This is a genomic window from Kitasatospora terrestris, from assembly GCF_039542905.1.
Lineage (GTDB): Bacteria > Actinomycetota > Actinomycetes > Streptomycetales > Streptomycetaceae > Kitasatospora > Kitasatospora terrestris.
Genome location: NZ_BAABIS010000001.1, coordinates 1935984 through 1950838 on the forward strand (window position 1 = coordinate 1935984; position 14855 = coordinate 1950838).

At 75.2% G+C, this 14855-nt stretch carries 13 protein-coding genes; 7 read left to right on the forward strand and 6 right to left on the reverse strand.

What is annotated here, in order from left to right:
• Positions 1 to 11 precede the first annotated feature (11 nt).
• Positions 12 to 1646 (reverse strand): DUF2207 family protein, encoded by a 1635-nt coding sequence (locus ABEB06_RS08990; protein WP_345696281.1) that lies wholly within the window; start codon positions 1644 to 1646, stop codon positions 12 to 14.
• Positions 1643 to 2200, reverse strand: a complete 558-nt coding sequence (locus ABEB06_RS08995) for a LemA family protein (RefSeq protein ID WP_345696282.1) — start codon at positions 2198 to 2200, stop codon at positions 1643 to 1645. The genes ABEB06_RS08990 and ABEB06_RS08995 overlap by 4 nt, the downstream gene beginning before the upstream one ends.
• Before the next feature lie 168 nt (positions 2201 to 2368).
• On the opposite strand from ABEB06_RS08995, the gene ABEB06_RS09000 reads away from it, so the two are divergent.
• The 3 genes from ABEB06_RS09000 to ABEB06_RS09010 all read left to right on the forward strand — a co-directional run bounded on the left by ABEB06_RS09000 (position 2369) and on the right by ABEB06_RS09010 (position 4803).
• Positions 2369 to 2791, forward strand: coding sequence for a BlaI/MecI/CopY family transcriptional regulator (locus tag ABEB06_RS09000; protein ID WP_345696283.1), 423 nt, complete (start codon positions 2369 to 2371; stop codon positions 2789 to 2791).
• Positions 2788 to 3684, forward strand: a complete 897-nt coding sequence (locus tag ABEB06_RS09005) for a M56 family metallopeptidase (RefSeq protein ID WP_345696284.1) — start codon at positions 2788 to 2790, stop codon at positions 3682 to 3684. The genes ABEB06_RS09000 and ABEB06_RS09005 overlap by 4 nt, the downstream gene beginning before the upstream one ends.
• Before the next feature lie 96 nt (positions 3685 to 3780).
• Positions 3781 to 4803 carry a C40 family peptidase gene (locus ABEB06_RS09010; protein ID WP_345696285.1) on the forward strand — a complete coding sequence of 341 codons (1023 nt, stop codon included), beginning with the start codon at positions 3781 to 3783 and terminating at the stop codon, positions 4801 to 4803.
• Positions 4804 to 4817: 14 nt separating this feature from the next.
• On the opposite strand, the gene ABEB06_RS09015 is transcribed toward ABEB06_RS09010, so the two are convergent.
• Positions 4818 to 5720, reverse strand: coding sequence for a DMT family transporter (locus ABEB06_RS09015; protein ID WP_425559766.1), 903 nt, complete (start codon positions 5718 to 5720; stop codon positions 4818 to 4820).
• 517 nt (positions 5721 to 6237) lie between these two features.
• Between ABEB06_RS09015 and ABEB06_RS09020 the strand changes: the two genes are divergently transcribed.
• Positions 6238 to 7122 carry an IS5 family transposase gene (locus ABEB06_RS09020; protein WP_345696287.1) on the forward strand — a complete coding sequence of 295 codons (885 nt, stop codon included), beginning with the start codon at positions 6238 to 6240 and terminating at the stop codon, positions 7120 to 7122.
• A gap of 73 nt (positions 7123 to 7195) precedes the next feature.
• Here ABEB06_RS09020 and ABEB06_RS09025 read toward each other — a convergent pair whose 3' ends face one another.
• Together ABEB06_RS09025 and ABEB06_RS09030 are read right to left on the reverse strand one after the other, a co-directional pair.
• Positions 7196 to 8617, reverse strand: a complete 1422-nt coding sequence (locus ABEB06_RS09025; RefSeq protein ID WP_345696288.1) for a lipase family alpha/beta hydrolase — start codon at positions 8615 to 8617, stop codon at positions 7196 to 7198.
• Positions 8614 to 10779 carry a CHAT domain-containing protein gene (locus ABEB06_RS09030; protein WP_345696289.1) on the reverse strand — a complete coding sequence of 722 codons (2166 nt, stop codon included), beginning with the start codon at positions 10777 to 10779 and terminating at the stop codon, positions 8614 to 8616. Before ABEB06_RS09030 ends, ABEB06_RS09025 begins: the two co-directional genes overlap by 4 nt.
• A gap of 297 nt (positions 10780 to 11076) precedes the next feature.
• Between ABEB06_RS09030 and ABEB06_RS09035 the strand changes: the two genes are divergently transcribed.
• The 3 genes from ABEB06_RS09035 to ABEB06_RS09045 all read left to right on the forward strand — a co-directional run bounded on the left by ABEB06_RS09035 (position 11077) and on the right by ABEB06_RS09045 (position 13877).
• The gene (locus tag ABEB06_RS09035; protein ID WP_345701784.1) at positions 11077 to 12669 is read left to right on the forward strand and encodes an alpha-amylase family glycosyl hydrolase; all 1593 of its coding nucleotides are present in this window, start codon (positions 11077 to 11079) and stop codon (positions 12667 to 12669) included.
• Between the two features lie 114 nt (positions 12670 to 12783).
• Entirely contained in the window at positions 12784 to 13458 is a 675-nt protein-coding gene (locus ABEB06_RS09040; RefSeq protein WP_345696290.1) for a DUF6313 family protein, read from the forward strand.
• A complete protein-coding gene (locus ABEB06_RS09045) occupies positions 13455 to 13877 on the forward strand; it encodes a hypothetical protein (protein ID WP_345696291.1) in 423 nt (140 codons plus the stop codon). The genes ABEB06_RS09040 and ABEB06_RS09045 overlap by 4 nt, the downstream gene beginning before the upstream one ends.
• Position 13878: 1 nt before the next feature.
• On the opposite strand, the gene ABEB06_RS09050 is transcribed toward ABEB06_RS09045, so the two are convergent.
• The gene (locus tag ABEB06_RS09050) at positions 13879 to 14634 is read right to left on the reverse strand and encodes a UbiA family prenyltransferase (RefSeq protein WP_345696292.1); all 756 of its coding nucleotides are present in this window, start codon (positions 14632 to 14634) and stop codon (positions 13879 to 13881) included.
• Positions 14635 to 14855 lie beyond the last annotated feature (221 nt).

A 14855-nucleotide genomic window follows, 5' to 3' on the forward strand; every position in this document is an offset into this window, starting at 1 on the left:
GCGGCCGCCGCTCAGGCGGGGACGGCCGACCGGCCGGGGTCGGCCGGGCCCGGCACGGGCGCGCCGACGGGCAGCGGCTCGACGGCGGTGATCACCCGGGTCCAGGGGTTGACGCTCAGTCGGACCTTGGCGCCCGGGCCCGGCACCCGGACGTGGCTGTCGCGCGGCAGCGCCCAGGCGGTGGTGCGGTCGGTGGCGCCCCCGTCCAGGGCGACCAGGCGCGGGGCGTGCTTGGAGCGGCGGGACTCGACGCGCAGCAGCTCGCCGTCGACGGCGACCGGGGCGCGCCGGGCCAGCACGGCGTACGCCAGCTGCACCGCCGCGAGGGCGAACGCGGCGACGACGACCGCGAGTTCGACGGGCGCCGGGCCGCCGCGCAGCGCGGTGTCGGCCCACCAGCCGTCGACCGGGGCCATCGCGCCGGGCATCAGCGAGAGGAAGAGGACCAGCGGGGTCCACCTGCCGATCCGGCCGAGCAGGGCGAAGCCGAGCAGCCCGACGAGCACCCAGCCGGCGCCCAGGACCAGCCCGGGGCGGCGGAGTTCGTGCTCGGCGGCGGCGCCGGTCAGCACCCAGTCGGGCTGCCGGACGAGGGTGAGGAGCAGCAGCGCGGCGCCGACCGCGGCGGCCGCCCCGGCGAGCCTCAGCAGGTGGGCGGGCGTCCCGCCGAAGCCGGGCCGCAGCCGCGGGTAGGAGATCCGGACCGGCCGCCAGGTGCCGCCGTGGTCGGACCAGACCCGGCGGCGGTCGCCGGAGTCGAAGCCGAGCAGCCGGGCGGTCCGGCTGACCACGCCCAGCGCGGTGCCGTACGCCGGGTAGCGGTCCCACACCGCGACGGCGGCGGGCGGCAGTTGGGCGAACTCCTCGTGCCCGGCGAGCCAGTCGCGCAGGCCCGCCCAGTGGCCGGCCCGGCGCAGGCCCTCCGGCGTGGAGCGCTCGGTGAGCAGCAGGGCCAGCAGGCCCAGGGTGGGCAGCAGGCAGAGGATGCCGACCGTCACGGCGGCACGGACCGCGTGGCCGTCCACGATCACGGCGAGCGCGGCCGGGACGGCGGGGGCGAACGCGGAGAACCACAGGACGCTGCCCAGCGCGCCGCCGACTCGCGGCCGGGAGAGCCCGCGGACCCGGCTGTCGGCGATGACCTCGCGGCGCAGGGACCGGTTCCAGGCGGCCGCCTTCTGCGTCTCGCGGAAGGCGATCGCCCCGATCGGCGCACCGGCCGGACCGGCCGCCTCGGCGGCCCGGGCCAGCACCCGGCGCTCGTACGGGGTGAGCGTGCCGACCTGTTCGACGGCCCGGGCGGTGAGGTGGACGGTGGTCTCGGCGGGGTCGTCGCCCGGCTGGCGCAGTTCGACCAGGCCGCGGGCGGCGAGGTCGAGCAGGGTGGCGGGGGCCGCCTGGGCGAGCGAACGCCAGCCGTTGGCCAGCAGGTTGACCACGGCCGGCGGCTCCGGGTCCGGGCCGAGGTCCTGGCCGGCGGGCGCGGGGACGACGGTGCCGTTGCGGGTGGCGACCACCGCGCCGGCGTACAGCAGCAGCCAGGCGGCGAAGGCCACGGCGGCGGCCAGCGCGAGCTGTCCCGGCAGGGTGTCCGGGGCCAGTGGCGAGGCGAGGTTCACGATCGGGTCGGCGGGGTGGGTGCTCATGCGAAGCGCACCTCGGCCGGGCCGTGGGCGGCCGCGTCGGTGCGGAAGTACTCGCGGGCCTGGTGGGTGCCGAGCCCGGCGACCAGGTTGGCCGGGAAGGTCTCCAGCGCGGTGTTGTACGACTGCACGGCGCTGTTGTAGAACTGCCGCGCGTACGCGATCTTGTCCTCGGCCGAGGTCAGCTCGGACTGGAGCCGGGCGAAGCGGTCGTCCGCCTTCAGCTCGGGGTAGCTCTCGGAGAGCGCCAGCAGGCGGCCGAGCGAGCCGGAGAGCAGGTCCTCGGCGAACGCCCGCTCGGCGGTGGTGGCGGTCGCGGCGGTGTCCAGGGCCTTGGTGCGGGCGGCGGTGACCGCCTCGATGGTCCCGCGCTCGTGCGAGGCGTACGCGCGGGTCGACTCGACCAGGTTCGGGATCAGGTCGTGGCGGCGCCCCAACTGCACGTCGATCTGCGCCCAGGAGGCCTGGGTCTGGTTGCGCAGCTTCACCAGCCGGTTGTGGATCCGGACCGTGACCACCAGCAGGGCCACCACGACCACCGCCGCGATGCCTGCCACCAAACCGACTGCCGCGCCCATGGCCCGCCCCCGATGCTCTCCCGTTGTGGATCACCGGCCCCGCAGGCCGGTCCCGGCGATCGTAGACCGCATGTCAACAGGGTTTTCCGCAGGGCCGGGGCGTCTACGATGGCCGGGCACACCCGGGACGGAGGAGGGCGAGGAACCGTGCGGCGCTTGGGCGAGCTGGAGGCCGAGATCATGGACCGCCTGTGGTCCTGGCAGCGGCCGGCGACCGTCCGCGAGGTGGTCGACGACATCAACCGCACCCGTCCCGTCGCCTACACCACGGTGATGACCGTCGCGGACATCCTGCACGGCAAGGGCATGCTGCGCCGCGCGAAGCAGGGCCGCGCCTGGCTGTACGAGCCGACCGGCAGCCGCGAGGCGTACACCGCCGCCCTGATGCGGGAGGCGCTGGGCGCCAGCCAGGACCGCTCGGCCGCGCTGGCGCACTTCATCCGCGGCGTGTCGGCGGACGAGGCCGAGGTGATCCGCCGGCTGCTGGCGGACGACGGACCGGGGGCGGACGACGGGCCGGGGGCCGGCGACGGACCGGGCGCGGACGACGGACCGGGCAGGTCGCGGTGAGCGGGACCGAGGCGCTGGCCGGGTTCGCGCTGTTCGTGGGGTTCGCCGCACCCGCGCTGCTGCGGCGCGCGCGCTGGCCCCAGCGGGCGCCGGGCGTGGCCGTCCTGGTCTGGCTCGGCCTGATGCTGTCGTTCGTCACCTCGCTGGCTCTCGCCGCCCACCACCTGGTCGAACCGGAGAAGCACCGGCACGCCGGGCTGCCCAGCCTGCTGCACGCCTGCGGGCTGACCCACCTCACCGACCTCGGACTGTCGACGGCCGCCCTGGTCCCGGCCCTGGTGGCGGCCTGGCCGCTCGGACGGGTCGCGGCCGTGCTGGTCCGGGCGGGCCGGGAGCGGCGGCGGCACTCCGCGGTGCTCGACCTGGTCGCCCGTCCGGCCGCCGGGCTGCCCGCGCTGGTCCTCGACCACCAGGTGCCCGCGGTGTACTGCCTGCCCGGCCGGCGCCGGCGGATCGTGCTCACCCGGGGTGCGCTGGAGCAGTTGCCGCCGGCCCAGCTGCACGCCGTACTGGCCCACGAGCAGGCACACCTGACGGGCCGTCACCACCTGCTGAAGGCGGCGGCGCAGGGGTTCGCGGAGGCCTTCCCCGGGCTGCCGCTGGGCACCGCCGGCCGGGAGCAGACCGCGGCGCTGCTGGAGATGGCCGCCGACGACCGCGCGGTCCGCCACCACGCACGGCGCGACCTCGCCGCCGCCCTCGGTACGGTCGCGGCGGGCCTCGCACCCGGGGCCGGCCTCGGCGCGACCGGCTCCCCGGTGGTCGCCCGCGTCCGGCGGCTGCTCTCCCCCGCCCGCGCACCGCACCCGCTGGCCCGCTGCGCGACCGGCGCGCTGGCCCTGGCGGTGCCGCTGCTCCCCTTCCTCCTGACCTGCGGACCGGCCGCGAACTGAGCCCCCCGCCCCCGCGCGCGGACCCCCGGTTGCCAGCCACGGGGACGAACTACTAAGTTCCTTCGTTGTCGGGGTGGGCGAGCGGAGGAGCGTGGAATGGGCAGTCACCGTCGGGCAAAGGCACCGGGCCGGGCCCGCGTCGCGGTCGTGACGGCGGCCGCCGGCGCGGCGACCCTCGCCTCGCCGCTCGCCGCGCACGCCGAGCCCACCCCCTCGGTGGACCAGGCGAAGGCCCGGGTCGACGCCCTCTACGAGGACGCCGAAGCCTCCACCGAGGCGTACAACAAGGCGCGCGAACAGCAGCAGCGGCACCAACAGGACACCGCCCGCCTGCAGGACCGGATCGCCCAGCAGCAGGAGCGGATCAACGGCCTGCGCGAGAGCCTCGGCGGCCTCGCCGCCGCCCAGTACCGCAGCGGCGGCATCGACCCGACCGTCCAACTCGTGCTCTCCAGCGACCCCGACGACTACCTCGCCCGGGCCGGCAGCGCCGAACGGTTCACCGCCCAGCAGGCCGACGCGCTGCGCCGGCTCCGCCTCGAACAGCTGCGGATGGACGCCGACCGCGCCGAGGCCACCGGTCGGCTCGCCGAACTCGACCGCGCCGCCACCGAAGCGGGCCGCCGCAAGGACGAGGTGAAGTCCAAGCTCGCCGAGGTCGAACGGATCCTCGCCGGACTCAAGGCCGCCGACCGCGCCCGGGTGCTCGGCGACGGCACCCAGGCCGCGTCCCGAGGCGCCGCCCGCCCCCAGGCCTACACCGGACCGGCCACCGGGCGGGTCAAGGACATCCTCGGCTTCGCGTACGCGCAGCTCGGCAAGCCGTACCGGTGGGGCGCGACCGGCCCCGACTCGTACGACTGCTCCGGCCTCACCCTCAAGGCCTTCGCCGCCGGCGGCGTGTCGCTGCCGCGCGTCTCCCAGGACCAGTACGCGGCGGGCCGCAAGATCGCCCGCGACCAGGTCCAGCCCGGCGACCTCGTCTTCTACTACAACGACCTGCACCACGTCGGCATCTACATCGGCAACGGCCAGCTGCTGCACGCCCCGCGCACCGGCAAGAACGTCGAGATCGTCCCCTGGGACGTCATGCCGTACGCGGGGGCCGTGCGCTTCTGAGCCGCCGCCGGCGGCTACCGGCCGGCCCCGGCCGGCTCGGTGAACGCCGTCCCCGCGACCGACGCGAGCAGGACGACGGTGCCGAGCACGGTGGCCGCGGTCAGCCGCTCGCCGAGCAGCAGGACGGCGAGCACCGCCGCACTGACCGGTTCCACCAGCATCACCACCGAAGCCGTCGCCGCCCGGACGACCGCCGCACCGGCGAAGTACAGCGGGTAGGCCAGCGCGGTGGTGACGACCGCGACGTACAGCATCAGCAGCAGCACCCGCACCGGGTGGGCGGTCTGCGGCAGCAGGCCCTCCGCCAGGGCGAGCGGCAGCAGGGCCGCGGCGCCGATCGCGAAGGACCACAGCGTGAGGGTGAGCGGGTCCTCCCCCGCACCCTGCCGGCCCGACCGGCGGCCCAGCAGGTTGGTCACCGCGTACCCCGCGGCGGAGAGCACCGCGAACGCCGCACCGAGCGGATGGACGGCGCCCTGCCGGTCGCCGAGCACCAGCACGGCCAGACCCGCGAGCGCACCCGCGAGGCCCAGCAGGCCGCCCCGGCCGACCCGCTCACCGAGGAACGCCCGCCCACCGGCCGCCGTGAGCAGCGGGGCCGCGCCGAGCGTGACGACGGTGCCGACCGCGAGGCCGGTGTCCCGGACGGCCGCGAAGTAGGCGGTCTGGAACACCGCCAGACCCAGCCCCGTCCCGGTCAGCAGCAGGACGCGGTGGCGGACCGGGCGGCGGACCGTGCGGTGGCGGACCGCGGCAGGGTGGCGGTGGGCCCGGCGGAACGCGCGGGCGAGGAGCAGCAGCGCGAGGCCGCTGACGAAGCGCCAGAACGAGACGGCCGACGGGCCGAGATCGGCGGAGCGGTGGACCAGCTCCACGGCGGCGCCGGTGGTGCCCCAGGCCGTTGCGGCGGCCGCCAGGCCGGCGAGGCCCCGGCGGACCCGGCGGGCGGGGTGGTCGGCCGCGCGGGCGGCCGTCGTGCGGGTCGGTACAGCGGTGTTCGACACGGATGGTTCTCCGTCAGCAGCAGGTGGTCGTGGTCTCCCGTCCGCGGGCACGACCGGCCGGCGCGCGGCGGAACGGGTCCGCCGGAGCGCTGCTGCTGGTGGCGCCTCGCCCTAGCGGGCCGGAGGCGCGAGAACTGCTGCGGTCATGGCCGACACCTTACGCGCCACCGCGTGGTGCACGGGCAGACCCCCGCCCGCTGCGCGGCCCGCTCGCCTCCGGATCCACGACGGACCACGGCGTTGGGCGGCGGGCGGCGGGCGGCGGGCCCCGAAGCCTGCGGCGAGGCACGGAGCACGGCGCGGCCGACCGGACGGAGGGCCGTCGCCTCGGCGTCCGCCGGCTCAGAAAGTGTTGGGTAATTGATCAACTGCTTGGCGTGATGCCCTGGCGGTGATCTTTGCGGCCACGATGTCCGTGAAGATCACCGCCATGTGTGTCTGTGCGTGCAAGCCTTCCTGTTCCTCGTCGTTGACGGATGCCCAGTGGGCGGTGATCGAGCCGCTGCTGCCGGTGCGGGACCCTCGCCGGGCCGGGCGTCCGCTGAAGTTCCCGCGCCGGCTGATCGTGGACACGGTGCTGTATGTGCTGGTCAGCGGTTGCGCCTGGCGGTTGGTGCCGCACGACCTGGCCCCGTGGGACGCGGCCTACCGGTGGTTCCGGGCCTGGACTGCGGACGGCACCTGGAACCGGGTCCACGACACGCTGCGCGAGCGGGTGCGGGTGGCGGACGGGCGGGATCCGCAGCCCTCGGCGGCGGTGCTGGACTCGCAGTCGGCCCGCAGCCACCAGGGCGGGCAGGCGATCGGCTACGACGCGGGCAAGCGCGTGCGGGGACGCAAGCGGCATCTGCTGGTGGACACCTGCGGGCTGGTGCTGCGGGCGGTGGTGCACTCGGCCTCGGTGCAGGACCGGGCGGGCGCGAAGCTGGTTCTCGCCGGGATCCGGAGCTCGTTTCCGCAGGTCGGGCTGGTCTGGGTGGACGGCGGATACGTGAACGTGGTCGACGCGGGACTGGTCGGCTGGGCGGCCGAGCACGAAGGGTTGGAGATCGTTGCGGTGCCGCGCAACGCCGATGTGAAAGGCTTCCGGGTACTGCCCCGCAGGTGGGTGGTCGAGCGGACATTCTCCTGGCTGGGACGGTGCAGACGGTTGGCACGGGACTACGAGCGCAAGACCGCGCACGCCGAAGCGATGATCAAGGTCGCGATGATCCGGCTCATGGCCGCCCGCCTCGCCGGCGAGGAGATCGAACCGCACGGTCCCGTCGAGACCGAAGCGGCCCGCCGCCTCGCCGACGACCTCAAGAACGAGTGATCATCCGATTACCCAACACTTTCTCAGGCGGCGGGGGCCGGGTGTTCGACGGTCGGGTGGTCGGCGAGGGCGGTCAGGCCGCGAGGTCCTCGCGGGAGGCGACCAGGAAGACGTCGGTGAGGGGGGCGGCGGCGTCGGCGGTGACGGTGAGCTGGTAGGCGCCGGCCGGGAGGGGGCCGAGCGGGACGCGGGAGGGACGGCGGGTGAGGGTGACCGGGAGCGCCCGGACGGGCTGTCCGGCGGTGCGGTCGGTGACGGTCACCAGGGCCTCGAGGTGCGGGAGTTGGCTCTCGCCGAGGGAGCTCTCCAGGGTGATGCCGACGACGGGTTCCTCGTCGGGCAGGTAGAGGTCGTCGCCGAGGTAGCCGAACCAGGCCTGGGCGGCGGCCCGCAGGTCGCTGACCCGGATGTCGTGGAGCGACTGCAGGACGCCCTTGAGGTGGTGGAGCATCGGGCCGTCGTTCTGCAGGCTGGCGTGCAGCTGCGGGACGAAGGTGCGGGCCTCCTCGCTGCCGGAGAGCGCGGCGGAGAGTTTCGGCACGGTGCCGTCGCCGCCCTCGTCGTTGCCGCCGCGGGTGAGTTCGACGGTGACCCGGCCGCCGGCCAGGCGCGCGCTCTGGTGGGTGGGCTGGTCGATGCCGACGATCGGGTGGTAGCGGACCGGGTTGGTCTCCCAGGCGGGGTCGAGCCGGTTGGCGGCGGCGGCCTTCTCGATCTCCTCCTGGAACTCGTTGAGGTGCGCGGACCAGGCGTCCTGCCAGCCGGGCAGTCCGGCGACGGCGGGGGTGAGTGGGGCGCTGTCGTCGGCGTCGAGGTAGACGCAGCGGTAGAGGGGCGCCATCTGGTGCAGCGCGGTGAGCGAGCGCAGCATCCCGGTGAGGTCGACGGCGAACGGGCCGAAGCCCTTGCGGAAGCCGTTGACCAGGAAGTCGACCACGTTGAGCGAGCCGTAGAACGGGGTGCCGAAGGTGACCACGGCCCGGGTGTCCTGCCAGCCCTCCAGCGCTTCGACGAAGTAGCGGGAGACCAGGCCGCCCATCGAGTGGCCGATCAGCACGAGTTGGGCGTCCTGGTTGCCGGAGGACTGCCGCCAGTCCCGCAGCCAGCCGGCCGAGGCGGCTGCGAGTTTCCGGGCGGAGGCCCGGTTGTCGCGGCGCCAGTCGTACGGGAAGGGGAAGAAGTTACGGCCCTCGGTGATGTCGAACTCGGCCTTCAGGAAGTCCTGGACCGCGGTGTAGCCGTCGATCTTCCACAGTCCGGGCAGGGTGTGGATGTCGCGCATCAGCCCGTCGGCGACGATGCCGTCGCCGAGGTCGTCGGCCCGCCAGTCGTCCTGGCGCAGGGCGAGCGCGTCGATCGAACCGCCCAGGCTGATCAGCGCCCTGACGACCGCGCCGGGTTCGGGCGCCCAGACCGGTACGCCGTTGCGGCTGAGCGTGCTGCCGGTGATGCCGGGCAGCAGGACCAGGACGTCGGGCATCGGGATCTTGCTCATCGTGGACTCTCCCCGAGGGTCGCCGAGCCGAACTCGTCGGCCGGGTCCCCGTAGTGCTGGTACGCGGCCCAGGCACTCCAGCCGAGCGGCTCGGGGGTGCCGGGGGCGGTGTCCGACCGGTGCAGGTCACGGGTCTTGAACATCTGCTCGCGGGCCGCCTTGACCGCGTCCCCGACCCCGCCGGGGGCGCGGCCGACCAGGGGGGCGAGCAGTTCGGTGTAGAAGGTCCGGGCGAAGCCGATGCCCTGTTGGTCGGGCACCTGCCAGCCGGCGCCGATGTAGTGGGTGACGCCGGCCCGCAGGAACTCGTCGGCGAGGCTGGGGATCAGCGTCGCCCGGCGTTCCGCCACCGCCGGGTCCGCACCGGTCGCACCGGGGGCCTCGGCGCCGCCGTCGAGCCGCGCGGACCAGCAGGCGTTGGCGACCACCATCCGCGGCGGCCGGTCGAGTTGGGCGAGTTCCTGGGCACTGAGCAGCCCGTCGGCGAACACCCAGCCGGAGCGCCGGACGGTGCCGCTGTCGTCGAAGGTGCCGTGGCCGCAGTAGTGGACGATCTGGTAGTCGCCGCGCAGCAGGGTGCGCAGCACGTCCAGCCGGGTGGCGGGTTCGGCGTCCGGCTCGCGGAGCGCGTTCGCGGCGCCGATGAACAGCCTCGACTGGACGCCGAGTTGCTGCAGGACCTCGTGGACGGCCTTGGCCTCCTCGCGGGCGCCGCGCAGCTGCATGCCCTTCTCCGGGTCGCCGGGGTCGCCGATCACCAGGACCCGCAGCGGTTCGCCGGCCCGGCTGTCGGTGGCGACCCGGGCGTAGCCGGTGCGCAGCCGCCGGGCGAGCGGGGTGCGGACGGCGAGCGGCGGCCGGGGCTCGCTGGCGCCCTCCTGGAGGTCGGTGAGGAACTCCCACGGGACGGCGGCGGTCTCCCGGTCCAACTCCAGTTCCAGCGAGGCCTCGTCGGAGATCAGGCGTTGGAAGTCCAGCGGGACGACCAGCCGGGAGAGCAGGTCGGGGAGGGTGGCGGCGTCGTCGAGGGTGGGCCCGGTGAGGCGGGCGACCAGTTGGCGCAGCAGGTCGGCGTCGACCGGGACCTGCCGTTCGGGGACGGTGGCGCGCTCGGTGAGCGCGGCCCAGCGGAAGCCGCCGTCGCCGGAGAGCACCGAGATCCGGACCGGCATGCTGCCGCCGTACAGGTCGGTGGACGGCCGGACGCTCAACGCCAGGTCGGTGAAGTCGAGTTCGGCGAGTCGGACGAGCTGGCGGCGGATCGGCTCGCGGACCTCGGGGTCCAGCGCGGCGAGCACGCCGGCCAGCGCCGCGCCGTCCCCGTTGCCGCCGGCCGGGGCGTCGGCGGCGGTGGCGGGCGCGGTGGCGGCGGCGCGGGCGAGCCGGGTCAGGCCGGTGACCGCGTACACCGCGGCGGAGGATCGGGAGAGCCCGCCGCCGGGCGCGCTCGCCAGGGCGGTGGTGACGTGGACGGCGGGCACCCGGCGGGTCTCCTCGGCGAGGGCGCGCAGCAGTTGGGCGGCGCGTAACCGGTCGATCTCCACCACGTAGACGTCGGTGAGCGCGGCGGGCGCGCCGTCGGGCATCCCGACCCGGGCGCCGGCCGCACCGCGCAGGGCGGCGCCGAAGCCGCCGATCATCGCCCGGGCGACCTGCGGCACCTGCAGGTTGCCCGCGCCGGAGCCGATCAGCACGGTGGCGGCGGTGCGGACGTGGCCGAGGCCGAGCAGTTCGGTGAGCAGCGACTCGTACAGCTGGACGGAGCGGCGCTCGGTGAAGGTGCCGAGCCGGCCCATGCCGATCACGGCGGCCGAGCGGATGGTGCCGGAGCGGGCCGGGAAGTAGGTGACCTCGCCGAGCGCGGCGTCGATCCAGCCGTGCCGGGTGTGCTCGGTGATAACGTTGTGCGGGCCGCTGGAGATCGCGTGGTCGAGGGCGAGTTCGGCGGCGGCCGGGGCGACGTCCTGGTAGTGGCCGGCGAGGTGGACGTCGGCGGGCTGCTCGACCAGGTCGCCCCAGACCACGGTGACGGTGAGGCTGCGGGTCGGGACGGTGTCCGGCGGCGGCTGCGCGGGGGTGTCCGGTCCGGCGGCGGGGCCGGGGTTGGCCGGGATCGGCGGGCGGTCCAGCAGGTCGGAGATCTTCACGGTGGCGGCGTCCATCGGCCCCTCTTCCTCGGTGCCGCCGGACCCCCGTCCGGACGCGCCCGAGTGGCGAACACCCGCAGAAGGTGCTCGAATTGTCCGATTCACTTCTCAGTGGCGCATGTCACTCGACCCCTGTCAACTCGGCGCGTACCTGGTAATACGGGCGTGGACATGCCGTAGTCGGCCCGGGGGCCCGGCACCCGGCGGCGTACCGGACCCGATCGGGGGAAAGGTGGACCTCGGCAGCCCCGCTGCCCGCACCCACCCTCAGCCGGCAGCCGCAAGGAGGCCCCCGCCGTGACCCGACCGCCGATGCCGAACCCCGCGGGGCCCGAGTGGCCCGCCGACGCCGTGCTGTACCAGATCTACCCGCAGAGCTACGCCGACTCCGACGGCGACGGCATCGGCGACTTCGCGGGCCTCACCGCGCGGCTGGAGTACCTCGCCTGGCTCGGCGTCTCCGCGGTCTGGCTCACGCCGTGCTTCGACTCGCCGTTCCGCGACGCCGGGTACGACGTGCGGGACTACCTCACCACCGCGGCGCGCTACGGCAGCAACGAGGAGCTCGCCAAGCTCACCGACGCCGCCCGCCGGTACGGCATCCGGGTCGTCCTCGACCTGGTCGCCGGCCACACCTCCGACCAGCACCCCTGGTTCCTGGCCTCCGCCGACGACCCCGCCGACCACCGCTACATCTGGTCCGACCGGGCCGCCGAGGGCTTCGTCGCCTCCCCCGGGCGCCGGGCCGGCTGGTACCGCCCCAACTTCTTCGACTGCCAGCCCGCCCTCAACTACGGCTACGCCCGCCAGGACCCCGCCGAGCCCTGGCGGCAGCCGATCGACGCCGAGGGGCCGCGCGCCAACCGCGCCGCGCTGCGCGAGACCATGGCCCAGTGGCTGGCCGCCGGCGTGTCCGGCTTCCGGGTCGACATGGCGTCCTCGCTGGTCAAGGACGACCCCGGGTTCACCGAGACCGGCCGGCTCTGGCGCGAGATGCGCGGCTGGCTGGCCGAGCGCCACCCCGACGCGATCCTGCTCGCCGAGTGGGGCGACCCCGCGGTCTCCGTCCCGATGGGCTTCCACGGCGACTTCTTCCTGCACTTCGGCGGCCCCGGCGACGGCGCCGCGCTGCGCTCCCTCTGGCACAACGGCACCGGCACCGTCGACGAGACCTGGCCCCCCGCCGCCTGCTACTTCGACGCCGACGGCGCCGGCAGCATGGAGACCTTCGTCGCCGCCTGGCAGCGCACCGTCGACGCGCTCGCCGACGCCCCCGGCAGCGGGCACGCGATCCTCCCCACCGCCAACCACGACCTCTCCCGGCTCGCCTGCGGCCCGCGCACCGGCGAACAGCTCGCCCCCGCGTTCGCCTTCCAGCTGACCTGGCCGAGCGTCCCCGCCGTCTACTACGGCGACGAGATCGGCATGCGGTACGTCCCCGGCCTGCCCGACAAGGAGGGCAGCGTCCTCGGCCCGCAGTACAACCGGGCCGGCTCCCGCACCCCGATGCAGTGGGACTCCGGCCCCAACGCCGGCTTCTCCACCGCCCCCGCCGACCGCCTCTACCTGCCCGTCGACCCCGCCGCCGACCGGCCCGACGTCGCCACGCAGCGCGCCGACACCGGCTCCCTGCTGCACGTCGTCCGCCGCCTGATCGCGCTGCGCCGCAGCCACCCCGCCCTGGGCACCCACGGCAGCCTGGAAGTCCTCCACACCGGCTACCCCCTGGTCTACCTCCGCGGCGGCCGCTTCCTGGTCGTGGTCAACCCGCGCCGCGAACCGGCCCGCTTCGCGCTGGAGCAGCGCCACGTCCCCCGCACCGCCCTGATCGCGCACGGCGTCCACACCGATCCCGACGGCACCGTCCACGCCGAGGGCTTCTCGTACGCGGTGTTCGAGCTGTAGCCGGAAGGATTCTGACGGTCGGTCAGGATCCGGTAACGGTCCCACCGGGAAGGATCCGTCGGCCCGGGTCGGCGTGGATGATCTGTTCATCCACGCGGACCAGGAGGAGGGCAGTTGCCCGTCGGCGGACCCGTCCCGATCCCCACCCACCTCAAACTGCCGTACCGGCGCCAGCCGGCCACCCGCCGGATCCGGCGGACCTGGCGCTCGCGCAAGGCCCTCACCGGCATCACCCAGTGGATCCTCGACTGGGGCCTGCCGATGCTCGCGGCGCTCGGCGTGCTGTACCTGTTCGCCGCCCGGGCCGCCGGCCCGGACGAGGTCTACCGCACGTTCACCCTGATCGTCCCGCCGGACGGCGTCCTGCTCTGGATCGCCTCGCTGATCGGCTGGCTGCTGGTGCCCGCCATCATCGGCGGCTTCGCCGGACACGTCATCGCCCAGCGGATCAGCAGCGTCAAGGCCATCTCCACCCGGACGATCTTCCGCCGCCGCACCCTGCTCCAGCGGCTGCGCCCCCCGGGCCTGATCGACGACCTCGCCGGCTACTTCCACGGCACGCACGCCCAGCAGGGCCTCGCCGACGCGTGGGTGCGCATCGCCCACCGCAACGACTGGGCCCGCGCCCAGGACCACTGGGAGGTCTTCGTCCGCGACCTGATGTCCACCCAGCAGTACGCGCACCTCGACCGGCACGAATGCCTGCGCCAGACCCAGAACACCAGCCTGCTGGTGCTCACCGTCGCCGGTACCGCCGGACACTGCATCGTCTGCGAGAGGAGGCGGTGACCGTGCGCTCCGAGGACGCCGTCGAGATCGTCCGCGCCACCCTGGCGCTCGCCCTCCCCACCGCCAGCGCCGAAGGGCTCACCCGGGCGGCGGAGACCGTGATCCGCTGGGGCTCCGAGGACGTCGCCCAGCACCTGGACCGGCCGCTCACCGACCGGCTGATCCTCGACCTGCTCGAAGTCGCCGGCGAACGGGCCGAACGCGCCGAACGCGGCGAACTCGGCGAGCGGGTCCACCCCCCGCTGACCTTCCGCCCCGCCGAGGACCGCCGCCACGTCGGCGAGGCGACGGCCGCCGAGTACCGCACCTGGTCCCGCACCGAAGGCATGCAGCCGCTCCCCCACCTCTCGCGGCCGCAGGAGGAACCGCACTGGCCCGACGGCGAAGGCGGCGGCCGGGGCGCCGTACCCGACCTGTAGGTCAGCCGAGCGCGGTACCGACCAGCAGCGCCACGTCGACCGCGGCGGCCAGGATCGCCGCCACGAACGGGAGCCGGGAGCGTGGAGCCACCACGGCCGCCAGCGCCAGCGGCACGGTCGCGGCCAGCGCCGCCCACGCCGCCGGACCCGGCGGACCGGGCGGGCCCACGGCCAGCACCACGGTGGCGGCCGTCAGCAGCACGGCCGCCACCACCCCGGAGACCACCCGGCCCAGCCGCTGCGGCAGGCCCAGCACGCCCGCCGCCCGGTCCTCGTCCAGGTCCGGCAGCACATTGGCGAAATGCGCGCCCGCACCCAGCAGCGCCCCCGCCCCCAGCACCCAGGCCGCCGGACGCGGCCCGCCCGGCAGACCGAGCACCACGAACGCCGGCAACAGGCCGAACGCCAGCGCGTACGGCACCCAGGACAGCACCGTCCGCTTCAACCGCACGTTGTACGCCAACCCCGCGGCCACGCCCACCAGGTGCGCCGCCCCCGCGAGCCACCCGCTCGCCAGCGACAGCGGCACGCACAGCACCAGCGCGCAGCCCGCCGCCACCGCCACCGACCGCGGCGGCAACTCACCGACGGCCAACGGCTTGTCGACCCGGCCGGCGGCACGGTCACGGGCCGCGTCGATCCAGTCGTTGCTCCAGCCGACCGACAACTGCCCCGCCCCGACCGCCGCCACCACCAGCGCCGTCCCCGCCGGCCCGCGCCCCACCGCCGTGGCCAGCACCCCGGCGAGCACCGTCACCGCCGCCGCCGGCAACGGATGACACGCCCGCACCAACCCGGACACCCCGGACCGCGACACGACACTCACGCTCGGCACGCCCCGATGCTAGAGCCGCCCCGACAGCGCCCCCCGCCGACACGACGGGCACGGACCGCACATCAGGAGCCGACGCCCCCGACCCGCCTGCGGCGCACCCGGCAGAGGCCGATCACCGCAAGTGCGAACAGCGCTGCCCCGCA